This is a genomic window from Butyricimonas sp. DFI.6.44 (assembly GCF_022132345.1).
Classification (GTDB): Bacteria; Bacteroidota; Bacteroidia; order Bacteroidales; family Marinifilaceae; genus Butyricimonas; species Butyricimonas muris.
In genome coordinates, this window is record NZ_JAKNJD010000001.1 from 510,569 (window position 1) to 528,265 (window position 17,697).

Sequence of the window (17,697 nt, forward strand, 5' to 3'; positions counted from 1 at the left end):
TTATTTCCTATCTTTGCCCCGTGCAAAACCAACTAAAACATATTAACATGACTATTAAAGAGTACATCGATGCCGGATTACAGCATCTACACGTCTATTCGGAAGGATTCTCAGACCTGCTTTACTTCCTCGCGCTAGTTATTATCATGGGTATCATCACGTGGATTGTCCACGTGCTCACCCGGCAATGGCTGGCGCGTATCGTGATGAAACTGACCAAACGGACATCGACCAACTGGGACGACCTGATGTTCGACCAACGATTCTTCAACCGCTTGGGGCTGCTAATCTCCCCGATTGTTACCCTAATCGTTTTCAGGGCGTACGACTGGACGGGAATCAATATATTGATGATTTGTATTAATATCTGGATTACCATCTCCTTCCTGCTCATTATATCGAGCGTACTGGACGGTATCAACCGCATATACGAGAGTTACCCCGTGGCGAAAAACAGACCGATTAAAGTATTTATCCAAGTCATCAAGATATTCTTCTACTGTGCCACCACGATTATAATCATCAGTATCCTGCTCGACAAGAATCCCGCGACACTGCTCGCCGGACTCGGAGCCTTGTCCGCCGTGCTGATGTTGGTATTCAAGGATGCCATCCTCGGGTTCGTGGCGGGAATACAATTGATTTCCAACCGCATGGTGAATATCGGCGACTGGATAGTGATGCCCGGCAGCAACGCCGACGGCGACGTGATAGAGATTAACCTCACCACCGTGAAAGTGCAGAACTGGGACAAAACCATCTCCACCATACCGACTTACAAACTGGTGTCCGAATCGTTCACTAACTGGCGGGGAATGCAGGAAGCCGGGGGACGACGCATCAAACGCTCGGTAAACATCGACATCTACTCCGTGCATTACCTCTCGGACGAAGATTTGGAAAACCTGAAACAATCGTCCCTGCTGAAAAACTATATCGAGAATAAACAACGAGAAATTAACGAATACAACGCCAAAGTGGTCAACCCGCTGGACAGACGCCGCCTGACAAACCTCGGCACCTTCCGCGAATACATGGAAGCGTGGCTTACCGCTAACCCTGATATCAACTTGAACATGACACACATGGTACGCCAACTGCAACCCACGGCGACAGGTATCCCCTTGGAAATCTACTGCTTCACGGCAAGCACGCAATGGCTCGTCTACGAAAGAGCGCAAGCCGACGTGTTCGACCACCTGTTCGCTATCCTCCCGCTATTCAAACTGAAAGTATTCCAATACCCGACAAACATGGAATGGATGGAAGGGAAAGGGGCGTAAAGTCCATAAGGTCTATAAGGTCCATAAGGTCAGTAAAATCCATAAGGTAACGAGTGTCCTTCGGACAGAGTTAAAACGGCAGTTTGAGCTGCCGTTGATATAACGCCCCGCAGGGGTCTACTGACCTTATGGACCTTATAGACCTTACGGACCTTATGGACCTTATAGACTTTATAAACTCAATAGCAATCCCAATTATACAACACCCCACTGAAATCCCGCTTCGCCAGATCATCCGGGCGGATAAAGAAGTTGCACACGCCACTGTCGCCCCACGCGATGCCGTTGTCACTGTCTGAATCCAGTTGGAAAAGCAGGACGGTATGCTCTTGGATACGCTCGTCATACTCTCTAGGGTCGAGCTGCGTGAAAGAAGGATAGCCGCCGACACGGTGTCCCCCCGCCTCCAGTTGGGCGTACACCTCGTCGAAAACGGACTCGTCCACCCGGTCTAAAGTAGGCACGGTAGCGTCCGGATGAGTTTGATTGTAGACTTCCAGTAACAATTTCTCGAAACGGAAATCCCATGAAGTCATAGCCATAGACGCTTTCCGGAAGTTCAACTTTCTCTCTCCCGACAACGGGAAAGCATCCTCCATACCGGTCGTCGGCAGCTCGGCAAGTAAACGGGAAGTATCCTCCGTCACCCGCTCGTGATAAATCACCCGAAAGCCCTTCTGGTCTGTCCGGTTCTCGAAGTTCAACCCGAGGGAATCCTCCCCGCTGATATAGAACTGCAATATTCCCTCCCGCGGGAAACCCTCCAACGCGGGCATCTCGGCAAAGTTCAACTGCCCGAGGAAACGCAACGGTTTCTTCTCCCGTTCGGCGGGTTCGGCAACCTCCGCTAGCGCCGTGTCCCCCGCGATAATCTCCGGGTTCTCCACCCGCGGTTGTCCGGTACCTCCCAGAAGAACATCCGAGGGAGCCGTTCGCGGCTGTGGCGCGACGCTTCCCTCCGCCTGTACCGTGTAATCCGTTTCGTCACACGGGTACACGAACCCCTCTGGCATATAAGGAATACCCCCTATCTTACTGTTCCACGGCATGGTCTGCTCGTCCGCGGGAACAAGCTCCGCGTAGTCCATTGTCGTCCTCTCGCGAATAATCTTCAACATCCTATCCGCCGAACTCTCTTTCTTCTCCCCGCCATTACCGCCACCACCGAATATTTTACCTAAAAATCCCATAGTATATTGTTATTTAGTTTGCAAATTGTCATTCGCGAGTTACAGGTCGCGCGTGACAAATATAGTAAAAGTTTGCAAATTACCATTTGCGAACTTTTACCTCCACACGTTCACGTGTTCGATATCATCGGATAATTTGGTAGCCAGAGAATTCACCCGACAATGAAGCAGAAACTTACGCCCCTCCAGCGTGCGGGTAAACACCAGACGACATGCCCCGACTTCCTCCTCCCAATGCCGCCGCAGGCACTCGGCGGAGGCTTTCCTCTTCCCCAAGAGCTCGGGGACGGCATGGTAATCCTCCTGCTTCAAGCGACTCCATAGCCTGCTCTCCCGCACGATCACGTAACGGGGATTATCCACGGGTGAGATAATTTCCTTCAAGGCATTGATAAATACCGATTTCTCGTAATTGGAACCGCCTTTCAGGTAACAGTACACGGCACCGGAATCATCGCCGTACGCCTCCACGCTCACCTCCCCCGGTGGCGAAAGTATCACCTTCTCGTCTTGCAAAGTCCGTAGCAAAGCGCACCCTATCTTCCGTATATCCTTCGAGATATCGCGATATTTCAAGTAAAGACGCAATGCCTTCACCGCCGGGGGTAATATAACACAAAAACCGACCGCCAAAAAGACTAAAAGCACGGTAAACAACATGCGCGAGGAATGCATTCGCGAACTCATCCGGGCAAAATCATAGAACATGACGTTAAGAACCGAGGACACGATGAAACCGAGTTCGACGAACAAGTACTTGAGCGTTTTCTGCAAATACAACCGTTTCACCTCCTGAAACTTCTCCACCCCGGGATACGGTACTTTGATCTCTTCCACGAGATGCACGCCCTGCCTCACCGCCGCGTCCCAACGCCCCCGCAACCGCTCCCTGCCGCCCGCTTCTTCAAAAGTACGTTGATTCCTCCGTTCAATGATTTCCCTATCGCATAAGGTCGCGGGAATATCGAGGCGCTTCACGCCATTCTCGATTTTCTCGCCCTCCCGGTCGGATATCCCGAGGAAGCCCTTGAACCTGCGTCGCAACAGCTCCACATCGTCACCCCCCGTGGGCGAAGTCGGGTCCGCGCACACCAGATGCCATATATTCCCCGTCTTGGCGGCATTTCCCTTTTCTACCCGGATAGCCCGCCCGCGCATCTGGTTCGACAGCACGAACGAACCGACAAAACTCGCCAGTATCAACGTATTGATGCAAGGTGCATCCCACCCCTCTCCCAACAATGACTTTGTACCGATCAGAATCTCGATAGCCCCCCGCTCGAACATACAGGTGACAACGCGGGTTATCTCGTCCTTTATCGTCCCGGTTAAAGCGACTTCGGCGTAAGAATCATCATAAGGCAGGGGTTTCACGGACGCCTTTCCCAACCTCATCTCGCGCGTCACCTCGTCCAGTACCCCCAACGCCGCACGGGGTACGACCACAATTGAACCCGTCAGCACCCCGACACGATTTCCACCGGTACCCGACCGCCGCAACTTCTCGAACACGGGGAACACTCCCATTTTATCCAAAGGCAGGTCGTTCGCGGGTGATGCCACTTTCCATTCCTTCCGTATGTAATCCGTCAATATCACCATCCGCAAACGGTCGCCCAACTGCCGGGACTCGAAAGAAACGATGTTGGCGATACTGTTCAACTTGCTTATACTCGCCGTCAGCATCCTCGTTAACCGACCGTTATACCGGAAACTGATCTGTTTCTTCTCCGTGACACCATTCCGCACCAACTTGTTTTCCAGAGATACCTGATGCTCCTCGCGACCGATAAAAGTATCCCGTCCTCCCTGCAAATAAAACTCCAACAATACCTCCATCCACGCGTAATCCAACACGGGCACCTGTATGTTTTCCTGTCCCAGCACTTGCAGGTGGACAGGCGGAATCTCTTTCCCCGCGTGATACAAGAATATCAACATGGCGGAATAGAAAGACATATGGTCGAATATCCACTCCAAGTGTCCCGCGGGATCCACCCACGCGGGGTGATTCGCGAACGCCTCGATCAACACCGGGTCTTTCTGTAACTCCCGGAAGAGCGTATCGACATCCCGCCGGAACGCGTTGATGCGATCGTATTCCTCCGGCGAAGGCAAAGAATAATACACGTAATCCTGATGTGGACACAAATCCCCCTCGCGTATCAACTCGGGCACGGTAATCTCCGTGTCTACTGTTCCGTTCAATTCAAGGTAACGCTGCCACTCGGCAAACGTCACGTCGTAAGGCGGGGTTGCCGTCAGCCCGACAATCACGGGCGACAAGTGACTCTTCAGACGCTCAAGGGTATACCACCACTCGTTTTTCAGGTGATGAGCCTCATCCAGTATGACCGTCTTTACCCCCAACCGCTTTAACTCCCGCGTGATATTCGTCTTCGAGGCGGGTGCATCCCCGTTCTTCTCTTCATCCGGCAGGTTATTATACGCGGCATGCACCCCTTGGTACGTGCAGACCGTCACGAAAGCAGGCTTCCGTATATTACTTGATATCCATTCCGGCTTTCGATCGGTCAGTAAAAACAGCTCCCGGAAACGATCTATCCACTGCTCCCGTATCGCCAGCGAGGGCGCCAGTATCAACGTCGGACGATTAAGCCTCAGCATAACCTCCAACCCCAATACCGTCTTTCCCGAACCGGGAGGAGCCACCACGTGGAGCGAACCGTTGGACAAATAAGCCTCCAGTTCACCCAATACCCGCGCCTGATACTTCCGCCACTCGTATTTGAATTTTATCCCCGCGGGGAATTCCGTCATTATTTCCATGCACCACAAACGTTAGTCACGGCAAATATACAATAATCAGGGAGGTATCCGCGGGAATTTCATAAAATATCTTTCCTGTTACCGTGATTTATACTATCTTTGTCATAGTCCGACACAATGAAATAAACAAGCCATGAAAAAACTATATCCTATCGGTATTCAGAATTTCGAGAGTCTACGCAATGATGATTATCTTTATATTGATAAAACAGCATTGGTTTATGAACTGGTATCGTCCGGACGTTATTATTTCCTAAGCCGCCCTCGCCGTTTTGGTAAGAGTCTGTTGATTTCAACACTGGAAGCATATTTCCAAGGGAGAAAAGAGCTTTTCACTGGGCTTGCCATGGAAAAACTGGAAAAGGAATGGAAAAGATATCCTATCCTGCACTTGGATTTGAATGCGCAAAAGTACGACAAACCCGATAGTCTGGATAACATATTAAACGACAGGTTAGCCGAATGGGAAGAATTGTACGGGAGCAGACCAACGGAGGTCAGTCCCTCGCTGCGTTTTAAAGGTATTATTCGCAGGGCTCGTGAAAAAGAGGGACAGGATGTAGTTATCCTGATTGACGAATACGACAAACCTATGCTGCAAGCGATTGACAACGAGGAATTGCAGAATGCGTACCGTAACACGATGAAAGCCTTTTACGGTGTACTTAAAAGCATGGACGGGTATATCAAGTTTGCCTTACTGACAGGAGTGACGAAATTCGGCAAAGTGAGCGTGTTCAGTGACTTGAATAACCTCGAAGATATATCTATGGACAGGAAATACGTGAGCTTGTGCGGAATCACGGACAACGAACTGCATACCGGTTTCGAGGAAGACTTGCACGAGTTGGCAGCCACGCAAGGCATGAGCTACGAGGAAACCTGCAAAGAGATGAAGGAACGTTACGACGGTTATCATTTCACGGCAAACTCGGAAGGTATCTATAACCCGTTCAGCCTGCTGAATACATTCAAAAAGATGCAATTCGGCAACTATTGGTTCGAAACGGGAACACCCACGTATCTGGTGGAACTACTGAAACAGAATCGTTATAATCTGGAAAAGATAGAAAACGTGGAAACCAGTGCCGACGTGCTGAACAGTATTTACAACGACGGGAGTGCTATCCCGGTGATATACCAGAGCGGTTACTTAACCATCAAAGGATACGACAAGGTGTTCGGGCTCTACTCGTTAGGATTTCCCAACCGAGAGGTGGAAGAAGGGTTCATTCAATTCCTGCTTCCTTTCTACGCTAACACGAACGCGGTAGATTCACCTTTTGCCATCCGACAGTTTGTCGGCGAGATTTGCACGGGTAATTACGACGCATTCTTCCGACGCTTGCAAAGTTTCTTTGCCGACACACCTTATGAATTGGCGAAAGATGTTGAATTACACTACCAAAACGTACTTTTCATTGTCTTCAAATTGATAGGTTTCTATGTCAAAGCGGAATATCATACCAGTGAAGGACGTATCGATCTGGTTTTGCAGACAGACAAATATATCTACGTGATGGAATTTAAACTGGAAGGATCGGCGGAAGAGGCATTAAAGCAAATCAATGAAAAGCACTACGCCCTACCCTTTGAGGCTGATTCCTGCGAGTTATTTAAAATAGGAATCAACTTCTCCAAAAAGACGAGAAATATTGAAAAGTGGTTGGTAGAATAGAAACCTATTCTACCGTATTTTCCGCTTGAGGTAGACCATGTCGACACATTGCCTGCCGTCCTCGATGATTGGTTCGGGGTAATTGTCCGTGAAGAAATTCTTTACCACGTGGTCGCATTCAAAACCGTATTGCTCGTAATACACCGTGCCGTAATCGCTGGTACCTACCCATAAATAATCGAAACGGTCTTTGTAGTGTTCAGCCAGCGCGGCCAGTATGTACCTACCGAAATACTGCCTCTGGTAGTCGGGATCGACGGCGAGGTTCTTTATTTCGCCCGCGGCATCCACTACCGCCTCACCGATTACCCGTCCGTCCCGTTCGAGAATGAACATCTCGCCATCGGGCAGGTAACGATCGACCATTTCCTCCGAGGGATCGGCAAGCAAGAGCAAGGAAAGATAGGCTTTCTTGTCGCCCGTCACTTTTACCAATCGTTGGCGGGGATTCTTCAAGCGCATGTGCAAGAGCGGATAAGGAAAGCCGAACCCGTCGAGGGCGCTGCGGCTTTGCACCTCGAAACCCAGTTTCAGGTAAAAACCGAGGGCTTGCTCGTTCTGCTCGTTGACGGTAAGCGTTTCGGCGTGGTATTCGTCTACCGCCCTCTGTACCAGTTTTCGCCCGATACCCTTTCCCCGGTAATCGGGATGCACGAACAGCATATCTATATACGTGGAATCCAAACCGAGGAACGCCACCACCTCGTCCCCCTCGTGATGCAACAAAAGGGGTAGATTGTCGCAATTCTGCCGCACGTAAGGACGGTAGAAGACGATATCGCTTTCCTTCACGAAATGGTGGGTTGCCCGTACCGCGGCCTCCCATATCTCCGCGCAACGCTCGATGAGCTCTATACTTTTCTTACCTTTAATCATCATGTGTTTTTTGATAACCATATACTTATATCTTGTTTCGCTAAAGCGGTCGCCATTAAATCCGGGAATTTATCCGGCGTACAGGCAAAAGCGGGAACTCCCAATTCGGCTAGGAATTGGGCATTTTCTTTATCGTAGAAAGGCGCCCCGTCGTCGTTCAATGCCAGCAAAACGATGAGTTGTACCCCGCTCTGCACGAGGGAAATCATCTTCTCGCGCATCTCTTTCTCGTTCCCGCCCTCGTAAAGGTCGGTAACCAAGACCAGCACCGTGTCGGAGGGACGGGTAATAACCGTTTGACAGTACCCCAAAGCACGGTCGATATCCGTACCCCCGCCCAATTGTACACCGAACAACAAATCCACGGGGTCTTGCAAGTCATCGGTCAGATCGACCACGGACGTGTCAAAGACAACCATGCGGGTTTGCACCGCGGGAATGGAAGCCAGCACGGAACCGAATATCCCCGAATAAACGACCGAGGCACCCATGGAGCCACTCTGGTCGAGGCAAAGCACGATGTCTTTCAGCGCCCGCCGTTTCCGCCCGTAGCCGATACGCACCTCCGGGATAATTGTCTTGTACTCCGGTTGGTAGTTGCGCAGGTTCTTTTCTATCGTGGTTTTCCAGTCGATTTCGTTATAGCGGGGATTGCGACGCCTGCTGGAACGATTCAGCGCACCCGTCACCGCTTGCTGCATCGGCGCGGAGAGTTTCTTCATCAACTCGTCGACGACCTTACGCACCACGTCACGGGCTATCGCCTTGTTCTTCTCGGGGATTACCCGACTCAGGGACATAAGCGTCGCCACCAGATGCACGTCCGGCACAATGGACTGGAGCATCTCTTTCTCGGTAAGTAAAGAGGTGAGGTTTAACCGCTTGATAGCGTCTTTCTGTATCACCTGTACTACCGATTGCGGGAAGAATTCCCGGATATCACCCAGCCAACGACTCACTTTAGGGGCAGAACCACCTAAACCTCCCCGCCGATCACTGTCGTACAAGGCGTGCAAAGCATCGTCCACGCGGGACTCTTCGGGACTTAACGAGATTCCCGTGCCGTCCGCCGCATCACCCCCGAGTATCAACCGCCATCTTTTTAAAAGGGTTTCTTCCATAATATTTACTTTAATAATTGAAAATACAGGTTACTTTATTCCCATTAGCTGCCACACCACAGGAATTACCTTTCTCGCGTCTTCCGCGTTAAAAGCTTCGTCCTGCATGTTTACACGCTTCACGCCGGAAGTTCCTTTGGCCTTCTCCCCCAGTTTCCGGCGTTCCGGTACGCTATACTCGCTGAACGTCCTCCGCAATATGGGCAACAATTCCATGAAGGTTTCGTCACCAAGGGAAGCCAGCCAACCATTCACGAGATCCCACAATTGCTCGTCCAATAAAAGGATAGTTCCCGATGATTTCAGGAATCCCTCGAACCAGAAAGCCGTTTCGGAAGCGGCATTCCCGCGGGAAGTATAGTATTGCAAGGTCTGTGCCGTTTCCTCGTATCCTAACACGTTTTTATCACGCAATAAACGGGTGGTATAACCGGACAACAAGGGATGACTGCTACGCGCCTCCCGAACCTTTTGCACGAGTTCCATCCACATAGACGTTAATTCCGGTTGGTTTGCCGTGGCAACGGCATAATCCACGGCGACAAACTTCTCCATAAGGTCGGACGCCGCGTCCTCGTCTATATTGGCACACGCCAGTACTCCCCCCGCCAATACTCTGGCCATCATGGCGTAGAGCATATCGTTCACCTTGCCGTAATCCAGATTCCGCACGCTACCGTAACGCACCACCGTGACCATGCCGGGAATGGCTTTCATCATCTCGACGACATCCATCACGGAAGCCGCCAGCACGTCCAGACGTCGCGTCATTTCCTCCACCAAATCGGGCAGGTCGGCGGGAATAACCCGTTGCAAGAGGTCTACCAACTCGGAAATGGAAGAGATATCTTTCGACAAGTGCACGTTATACGACACCACCGCTTCCGCCAGTGTATTCCCCCAAACGGCCTTCTCGATAATAGCCAATGTCTGTTCCGGTTCGTAATAAACAGACCAAGACTCTTTAAAAGTCCCTTTCCCGTCGGTCGCTATCGGTCGGGCTAAACGTATTCCCAACAAGTTCAAACGGTGGAAAACGATACTCCGCTCCAAATCGTTCGGCTTGCGCAAATCCAAGTTGTACTCCTTAATCTCCGTGCTTAAAGGTAAACGTAAACGCTTCAACAATTTCTCCACGTCCACGAGTAGAGGCACTTTAGGAACATCGTCGGGTACATTTCCCATGCGATTGCTGATTACCAAAGCCTCCCGGATGATTTGCAGAACGATGGGATCGCCAAAACCCATTACCGTGGTAACGGCATCGTTGTACTCCTCCAACGACGGACGGGATAAACCGCGTAAAGCCGCCATGACTTGCGCCAAACGTACCGTTTCAATCACGTGGGCGACGGAAATATCCATTCCCCTCGAACGAAACAAGGATGCCACTTTACTCATCCAGCGGGTTCCGTCGTCATCGGGGTAATCCCACACGTGGTCGTACCAACCGGGAGAAACAATCCCCGCGCCGTAACCGCTACGGTAAGACAAGCGATCGTATGTCCACGGGATCCACGTGCATTCGACTTTTACCTTGGGCAAACCTTTCAGTATCTCGTTATCCTCTTTCTGCTTCGGCATATTCTCCAACCCGGGCACGTGCCACGCTCCACAGATGACAGCTACGCGCTTGTATCCCTCCTTCTGTACCGCCCGAATCATCTTCCGCATCCATGCCTCCCGCAACGACGTTTCCCGGTCTATTTTCGGGAAAGCCTCCCGCAAGGCGGTCACCGCCTCTTTGGCGGCAAGGAAGATTTCTTCATTGTTCCGACGGTTCTCGAAATTCACTTCCCACCACAATTCCGGATCATCGTACCCTGCCGCTTTTGCCAAAGCCGCAAAAGGATCGACATGTATCATTTCTTCGGGGGCTAAAGGTGACGAGTCCCCCGTGTTATCCGTTTCCCCCTGTTCTTCGCTCGCTTCTCGGGATTCAACCCGCTCTTCCCGTTCTTTCCATAACGCTAAATGATGTATCAAAGGCAAGTCGAAAAACCGAAGAGGTATTTCCCTCTTCATGGCAAACCGCATCGTCTGCCACTCCGGGGAAAACTCGGCAAAAGGATAGAAAACCGCACGCTTCGGTTCGTCGGGTTGGTAAGCCAACAAAGCCACGGGTGGTTGCATCTGCTCGCGGAGCACCCCCGGAAGCAAAGCCTCCGCCTCGGGCGGTCCCTCCAGTAATATCATATCCGGTTCCAATTCTTCCAGATACGCCCTCACGTTTTTGGCAGAACCGGGACCATGATGCCGTATACCTAAAAAATGTATTCCATCAACCATTGTATAAACTAAAAGATAATTACAGCATTTCGCGAGAAGCACGGTAGATGTCTTTCCATCCGTCGCGTCCCTTCACTACTGTTTCCAAGTACTCCTGCCATATCACCTTGTCCTGAACCGGGTCTTTCACGACAGCACCGATAATACCGGACACGAGGTCGATAGCATTCAGGCGACCGTCACCGAAATAACCGGACATAGCCAAACCATTGTTCACCACGGATATAGCCTCGGCAGTACTTAACGTACCACTCGGTGTCTTCAATTTTGTTTTACCGTCCTCGGTAGCCCCGCCCCGCAATTCGCGGAAAATGGTTACCACCCGGCGAATCTCTTCCAAAGCCGGTTTCTCGGCAGGTATATCCATCACGCCGGAGAAGCTCTCTACCCGACGACGGACAATATCAATCTCCTCGTCAATCGTATCGGGCAAAGGAAGAATTACCGTGTTAAAACGACGCTTCAAGGCACTCGACAATTCATTCACTCCCTTGTCACGGTTGTTGGCAGTAGCGATCACGTTGAACCCCCGTATAGCTTGAATCTCTCTGTCCAGTTCAGGAATAGGCATAGCTTTTTCCGAAAGAATCGTGATTAACGTGTCCTGCACATCCGACCCCACGCGGGTCAATTCCTCGATACGAGCCAGTTTCCCGTCTTTCATCGCCCGCATCACAGGAGTTTGCACCAAAGCCCCTTCGCTGGGACCTTCCGCCAGTAACTTGGCATAATTCCAACCGTAGCGAATGGCTTCTTCCCCCGTCCCCGCGGTCCCCTGCACTATCAGTGTCGAATCACCCGATACGGCTGCCGCCAAATGCTCACTCACCCAACTCTTTGCCGTTCCGGGCAGACCGTACAACAGCAAAGCCCTGTCCGTAACCAGTGTTGCCACGGCAATCTCTATCAACCGCCGATTTCCAATATATTTAGGACTCACTTCAAACCCGTTTTTCAATGTACCTCCCATAAGATAGGTCACAACGGATTGCGGAGATAGTTGCCAGTTCTCCGGAACCTTATTTGTTTCATTCTTCTTTAACTCGTGTAGTTCTTCCTCGAACTGCTGTTCCGCGTGTCGTCTTAATAATAAACCCATATTTCAAGTTATAAAAAAGTTAATATCAAAAAACGTCAGCCCCGTGCGGCTGGAATCTTAAATCAACAATCACTAAATCATTTAATTAATCAGGCTTTCTTCTATATCCTTCTTGATTTGCAGTAGTTGCTGCATACGAACGGTAAATTCCCAATGGCTGTTGCTATTCTCTTTCGTTGCGCCCAGTTCCCCGATATAGCCTAACAATGAAGCGGGTATACGCAGAGCCAGTTGCTCACAAGTCGGACGGTCGTAATAGCAATATGTCATGGAATAGAGTATTCTCAATACCCCTCGGGAAAACTTCACTCCCCACTCCTCGTCCGTATCGTCCAACCATTGCGTCACGTAAAAGTTCTGCTGTACTTTTCCCTCCAGATTCAATTCTTCCCGTTGCCCGACAGGCAAAAGAGGTACTAATGATGTCAACTCCGGGGATTGCAATACCCGTTCTCCTTTCAACCAATAGTAAGCCCATTGTCGGTCATGGAAATTGAAAATAGCGTTTTCCAAACAAATATACTTGGAGAAAGGCGGGGACTTACGCAACCGCTGTGCCGCGGTTTCAGCGTCACATTCCAACAGTTCGCACCAAAAAGAGAGAGGCACATTTTCAGCCATTTGCCTTAATATGTAATCACTGTCACTCTCGCCCTTGTTACTACTAAGTTCGCTGATACCCGCTTTTTTCAACTCCTCGGAATACGCAATCGGTTCAACAGCCCAGCCGAGCAAACGACGGTAACGCAAATGCTGCTTCAATGTCCGGGAATACAACTCCACTATATTGGAATCGGGTATTTGCCGCAACAAATCTAAGGCACAGTCCTTTACCGTGCTACTACGATCTCCGGCACGTACGCTTTCCAGAAATTCTTCATCCGATTTAGACAAACCGATTTCCAAACAAGCTAATAATTCCGCACGATGTTGTGCCGACTCGTTCTTCCATTCCGCCCGCAATAATTCAAGACCTTGGGCGGGATTGTCCTTCCTCACGCGGGACAAAATCAGCTTCCGGTCAGCATGAGTCGCCGTTTCCCAATCTTCATTTCCTTCCTCCTGCAAAGGCGGATAATTCATCAACGGCAATAACCACCGTCCCCGGTTACCAATCAGGGAAGGCAAGAATTGTTTCTCGCGCTTTGCCGTCTGGCTACCGGGCAAGAATACCCTTCCCAATACCCCCGGCAAATACTCCGCCGGAATCAGATAACCGTGCTTTGCTGCGGTCTTGTACCATAACAGTAGCATGTAGGAGTATTTCTCCCCCAATAACATTCCTAAAAGAGCCGCCGCTTTCTTCCCGGCGTATGGCATTGTTTCCGGCTCCGCTTCCATGACCGGAACCGACTCCTTCAACTTCAAGGGTTCCAAACCGGAACGATAATAAGCAAACAAAACGGCAGCCGTCTTGTAAAAAACTTCTTCCCCGTCCGCGGCACTCTCTTTTACCTTCAACAAAGTATCGCTCAAATCTTCCGGCAATTCCCCCTCCGTCAACTCCCGGTTTGCCGTACCCAATAGGGCTGTATTTATTATATTATCCGTTATACTCATTATTCAACGTGTAATATTTATCATCTATCCATAACGATAACACTCTCCACCTACGCTCCCCCGCCATGAAGAAACCCGTAAATTCACGACCTCCCGTCACGGCAAGCCCTTTCAAGCGTCCGGCTTCTCCCACGCTCAAGGCGAGCAAACGGGCGTCGCTATCCTGCAACCAAAGTTGTCCCTCGTGTACCACGAAGCGCACCCCGCTCACGATCATCGGCACCTCGTAAGTAAAAGGGTTTACCGTCAGCACTTCCCGGAATCTCCGCGTCGCTTCCGTCAGGTTCATATACCCCGCGTTTCCGTCCGTAAGGCGGAATAACTCCCCGCTTCCCCGTTGTTCACGTACCAGCACCCGAGTAGGATTCACTCCCCGGTAAAAGGTGACATCGGCACGAACGACCGTACCGGGTAATAATGCCACTTCCGGCAACGAGCCCGCCATGATGAACTGTAAAAGCAGCGCATATCTTTTACTCTGTCGTCCGTACAACCAATTATACTCTACCGTCAGGCGGTCTTGTTCGAGCGACTCGGTACCCACGACATACCAATCATCCGTTACCGTTTCCCCCTTTGCCAGCACCTCCTCTTTAGCCTGCGGGTATCCCACGAGAGTACGAATCTCGTCCTTCCAATCATCGGGCAATTCGTCCAAATGCTTGTAACTCTCCGCCACAAGGTATGCCTTGCTTAATAGAGCGGTCAATTCATACTTCCAATCCTCCCCGAAATAATTGATTTCCTGCAACTGCCGTATCATCCCCGCCAATCCCGGAGCCTGTGAATCGACCATGCGCTTCGCTATCCCCTCGAACAGCGCCTGCGCACGTTCCGGCACGTTCAACAAACCGTTCCGCACCAAATCCTTTAGCCAACCCTGCAAATCCTCGACACCTCCCAGTACTTTCCGATGCCTCGCTTCCTGACGCTTTGCTTGTGCCGCCGCATCCACCGGTTTATCGCTCTTCTCTTTTTTCTCCGCCACCTTGTTCTCCCGCTTATTCAACCACTCCGCCACCCACGCGGGTTCATCCCCGGTCGAAAACAAGTTTGGTTGTGAGGCATATAGAAACAGTAATCCCAAACTATGTTTACAAGGAAATTTATGACTTGGGCAAGAACATTTGAAAGCTATATTCTGCAAATCCACCTGTGTCTGGTAAGGATTCGCCCCGCTTCCCTGACAATGTCCCCATAACGCCCGTTCACTAGCCCCCCGCAACACCCACTTCGCCGCCGAAGCCAAACCCTTCCCGGCTTTCACGGATGCCGCATCAGGAGCTAACTTAATAATCTGCTCTTCTGATAATTGCATGTATCCACATTTTCAATATTCAATGTTGACAAATTTAACGTTAAATACGAAAAATGAAACAGCTTTCAAAAGATAATTCCGAAAATATCCGTATATCCCCCGTAAAGACGTGAGGCTCACAGTTCCTTCTTCATTCGGCAAATACTGATTTCAATTCTTCCACTTCATGAATATCCTCCACTTTCTGACGAACAGAACCATCCGGGAGCACGATGATAAAAGTCGGGAAAACATCTACACCAAACTGTTTAACTAATTTAAGCCCCTCTTCTTTTTCTACATCATATTTCAAACAAAGGAAATTTCGGTTCAACAAGTCACTGATATTTTCTTGTTCAAGCATTGATTCTATCAGTTTCCCTTTCAAATTGTCGTTATTCATAAAACCGTAAATGAACAGTTTACGACCTTGGCGTCCCGCTTTCGTTAAAGCTTCCTCGTAACTCAGATTCTGAAAATAAACACCCACGCTTGCCGCTATTTTTAGTGACTCGAAATAATTCGCCACGTAATCAGTACTGTTTCCGGCGGCAATATTCATGTATTTATCCTCCAAGCGAATAAGTCGATTCAAATCTTCTTTCGTTGCTTTCCCCCGGATAGCATTAATCGCATTCATGGTTGCCCACAGTTCCCCGTTTTCATTTGTTTCGACTTCCCCCGCCAGAGCAATCACTTTTTCAACATCACGCTCTGCACTAGCCAGCATCAATTCCAGATTATGGGTTAAAAGTGCCTTATCCGGCAAATCAAGTGGAGTCAGTTCGCCTTGCATTTGTTTCAGCAATTCCACGGAATCCATCGAAAAACGCAATTGCTTGGCAAATGTATTAACCAAATATTGATCCACTTTTTCTTTACCAATATTCTTATAAAAAACGAAAATGTGGTCTAAAACAAGCTGACAATCCGTGGTGCCGTATGCACTCTTCTCTAGAATCGGCCAATACTCTTTTTTCATTTTATCTTTCCGGGTCAACATGGCATTCAATCTCTCTCCGACCTCTGCACTTTTCTCTTTTTCGAAAGCCTCGTTCAATGCTATTTGATAAAGCATCAATTGGTGTTTATTCATTTTCCCTTGCTCGTGCAATTTTTCCAAGTAATCAAGAGAAGTCTTCGGGTTCAATCCCCGTTCTACCCTTGCTATAATTTTATCAAGATCTCCGCCACCGACAATTTTATGTTGTACGGTACCGTCGGGACGAATAATGAAAAATGTCGGAAAAGCTTTTATATGGAATTTCTTGGATAACTCTTTCCCCTCTCCTTTTTCCATGTCAAATTTCACTGAAACAAATTTCGGGTTAAAGAAATTTCCGGCTTTCTCCCGCGGAAAAACATTATCCGTCATGTATTTGCAAGGACCACACCAGCTCGTGTAACAATCCATGAATACAAGTTTATTCTCCGCTTTGGCCTTAGCTAAAGCTTCCTCAAATGTGAGATGCTCGAAATTTACTCCTCCTTGACTGAATGCCGAAAAGCATTGTGACAGAAGGGTTATAATTAAAAATATACTTTTCATATAAATCAAATAGATTTTAATTCTAATTGCAATCTATAGTGAAGAGACTGTCGAACAGCCTCTTCACTATAGATTCTCCGTTAACAAGAAAGTCTATAAACTTCTTGTAATATCATTTATACAAGTCTCATTCCTACTCTTTTCAATAAAAGTTCACCTCTAAGGAAGGGCTACAGTTATCATTTCCGGAGTACGAGTATCGCCCGAAAGATAAACAGCTGAAAAACCCATATTACCCTGAATATCAATCGCCATAATTTTAAATCTTATATCTGGAGGAACATTAAAATAAAGATTACTAGAATAGGGTTTAGAATGAATTACAGTTCCATCTTCCAAACACAACTGAACCCGTACAATCTGATTTGTTCCATACACATTAATCATATAACGCACACCACTGAGATCTCCAGGGTCTGTTGGATTTGTTGGGTCTGTTGGGTCTGTTGGGTCTGTTGGGTCTGTTGGAGGTAAATCACCTACATATACGCGCCAAGTTTGCATACTTGGAGTAGCTATTATAGGATTACTCATATAAACAGCTCCTCTAACATCTGTAACTTTTGCAGTAAAAGTTACCCCCATATCCAATGGTAAATTAAAATATACTTTAGTTTTAGTTACAGGATAAGACATTGTAGAATCTCCCGTAAAGCCTACAAAAAGAGGAGACCTCCATTGCCAAGATTCTCCTATAAAAATTTCCACTGCCGCTAAATACGGATTTCCTACAGAATCTGTAATATGAACACAGAAATTATTAGTTGCTTCCGGAGGAAGTTCCTGCGATAAACTCCTTGTAGATAACAACATGTTTTCTTCATCAAAAAAGAGGTCATCAGCTTTCTCACAACTCAAAAAGCTAAACAATACCATAAAAAAAATCACTTGTTTAATTTTCATAATTCAATATTTTAGTTAATATTCAAACATTGCAATATACAAAATATTTATTATTAAAAAGA

12 protein-coding genes are annotated in these 17,697 nt (G+C 48.8%); 2 read left to right on the forward strand and 10 right to left on the reverse strand.

All coding sequences use genetic code 11. The features are described 5' to 3' along the window. The first annotated feature begins 47 nt into the window (after window positions 1–47). Window positions 48–1,283: a mechanosensitive ion channel family protein gene (locus L0M98_RS02275; protein ID WP_227214793.1), complete on the forward strand. Its 1,236-nt coding sequence runs from the start codon at window positions 48–50 to the stop codon at window positions 1,281–1,283. 179 nt (window positions 1,284–1,462) lie between these two features. On the opposite strand, the gene L0M98_RS02280 is transcribed toward L0M98_RS02275, so the two are convergent. Then, window positions 1,463–2,473: a YwqG family protein gene (locus tag L0M98_RS02280; protein WP_227214794.1), complete on the reverse strand. Its 1,011-nt coding sequence runs from the start codon at window positions 2,471–2,473 to the stop codon at window positions 1,463–1,465. 96 nt (window positions 2,474–2,569) lie between these two features. Then, the gene (locus L0M98_RS02285) at window positions 2,570–5,263 is read right to left on the reverse strand and encodes a DEAD/DEAH box helicase family protein (protein WP_227214796.1); all 2,694 of its coding nucleotides are present in this window, start codon (window positions 5,261–5,263) and stop codon (window positions 2,570–2,572) included. A 133-nt stretch (window positions 5,264–5,396) separates the two neighbouring features. Here L0M98_RS02285 and L0M98_RS02290 point away from each other — a divergent pair, with 133 nt between their 5' ends. Beyond that, the gene (locus L0M98_RS02290) at window positions 5,397–6,941 is read left to right on the forward strand and encodes an ATP-binding protein (RefSeq protein WP_227214797.1); all 1,545 of its coding nucleotides are present in this window, start codon (window positions 5,397–5,399) and stop codon (window positions 6,939–6,941) included. 9 nt (window positions 6,942–6,950) lie between these two features. On the opposite strand, the gene L0M98_RS02295 is transcribed toward L0M98_RS02290, so the two are convergent. The 8 genes from L0M98_RS02295 to L0M98_RS02330 all read right to left on the reverse strand — a co-directional run bounded on the left by L0M98_RS02295 (window position 6,951) and on the right by L0M98_RS02330 (window position 17,635). Continuing rightward, the gene (locus L0M98_RS02295; protein ID WP_237961666.1) at window positions 6,951–7,838 is read right to left on the reverse strand and encodes a GNAT family N-acetyltransferase; all 888 of its coding nucleotides are present in this window, start codon (window positions 7,836–7,838) and stop codon (window positions 6,951–6,953) included. Beyond that, a complete protein-coding gene (locus L0M98_RS02300; protein WP_099292602.1) occupies window positions 7,817–8,938 on the reverse strand; it encodes a VWA domain-containing protein in 1,122 nt (373 codons plus the stop codon). Before L0M98_RS02300 ends, L0M98_RS02295 begins: the two co-directional genes overlap by 22 nt. A gap of 30 nt (window positions 8,939–8,968) precedes the next feature. Next, window positions 8,969–11,227, reverse strand: a complete 2,259-nt coding sequence (locus L0M98_RS02305) for a DUF5682 family protein (RefSeq protein ID WP_227214798.1) — start codon at window positions 11,225–11,227, stop codon at window positions 8,969–8,971. A 19-nt stretch (window positions 11,228–11,246) separates the two neighbouring features. Next, the gene (locus L0M98_RS02310; RefSeq protein ID WP_099292604.1) at window positions 11,247–12,326 is read right to left on the reverse strand and encodes an ATP-binding protein; all 1,080 of its coding nucleotides are present in this window, start codon (window positions 12,324–12,326) and stop codon (window positions 11,247–11,249) included. An 81-nt stretch (window positions 12,327–12,407) separates the two neighbouring features. Continuing rightward, entirely contained in the window at window positions 12,408–13,886 is a 1,479-nt protein-coding gene (locus L0M98_RS02315) for a DUF5691 domain-containing protein (RefSeq protein WP_227214799.1), read from the reverse strand. After that, window positions 13,870–15,204: an SWIM zinc finger family protein gene (locus L0M98_RS02320; RefSeq protein ID WP_227214800.1), complete on the reverse strand. Its 1,335-nt coding sequence runs from the start codon at window positions 15,202–15,204 to the stop codon at window positions 13,870–13,872. The genes L0M98_RS02315 and L0M98_RS02320 overlap by 17 nt, the downstream gene beginning before the upstream one ends. Window positions 15,205–15,334: 130 nt before the next feature. Then, on the reverse strand, window positions 15,335–16,732 hold the full coding sequence (locus tag L0M98_RS02325; RefSeq protein ID WP_227214801.1) for a thioredoxin family protein: 1,398 nt from the start codon (window positions 16,730–16,732) through the stop codon (window positions 15,335–15,337). A 159-nt stretch (window positions 16,733–16,891) separates the two neighbouring features. Next, on the reverse strand, window positions 16,892–17,635 hold the full coding sequence (locus tag L0M98_RS02330; RefSeq protein WP_227214802.1) for a hypothetical protein: 744 nt from the start codon (window positions 17,633–17,635) through the stop codon (window positions 16,892–16,894). Window positions 17,636–17,697: the final 62 nt, after the last annotated feature.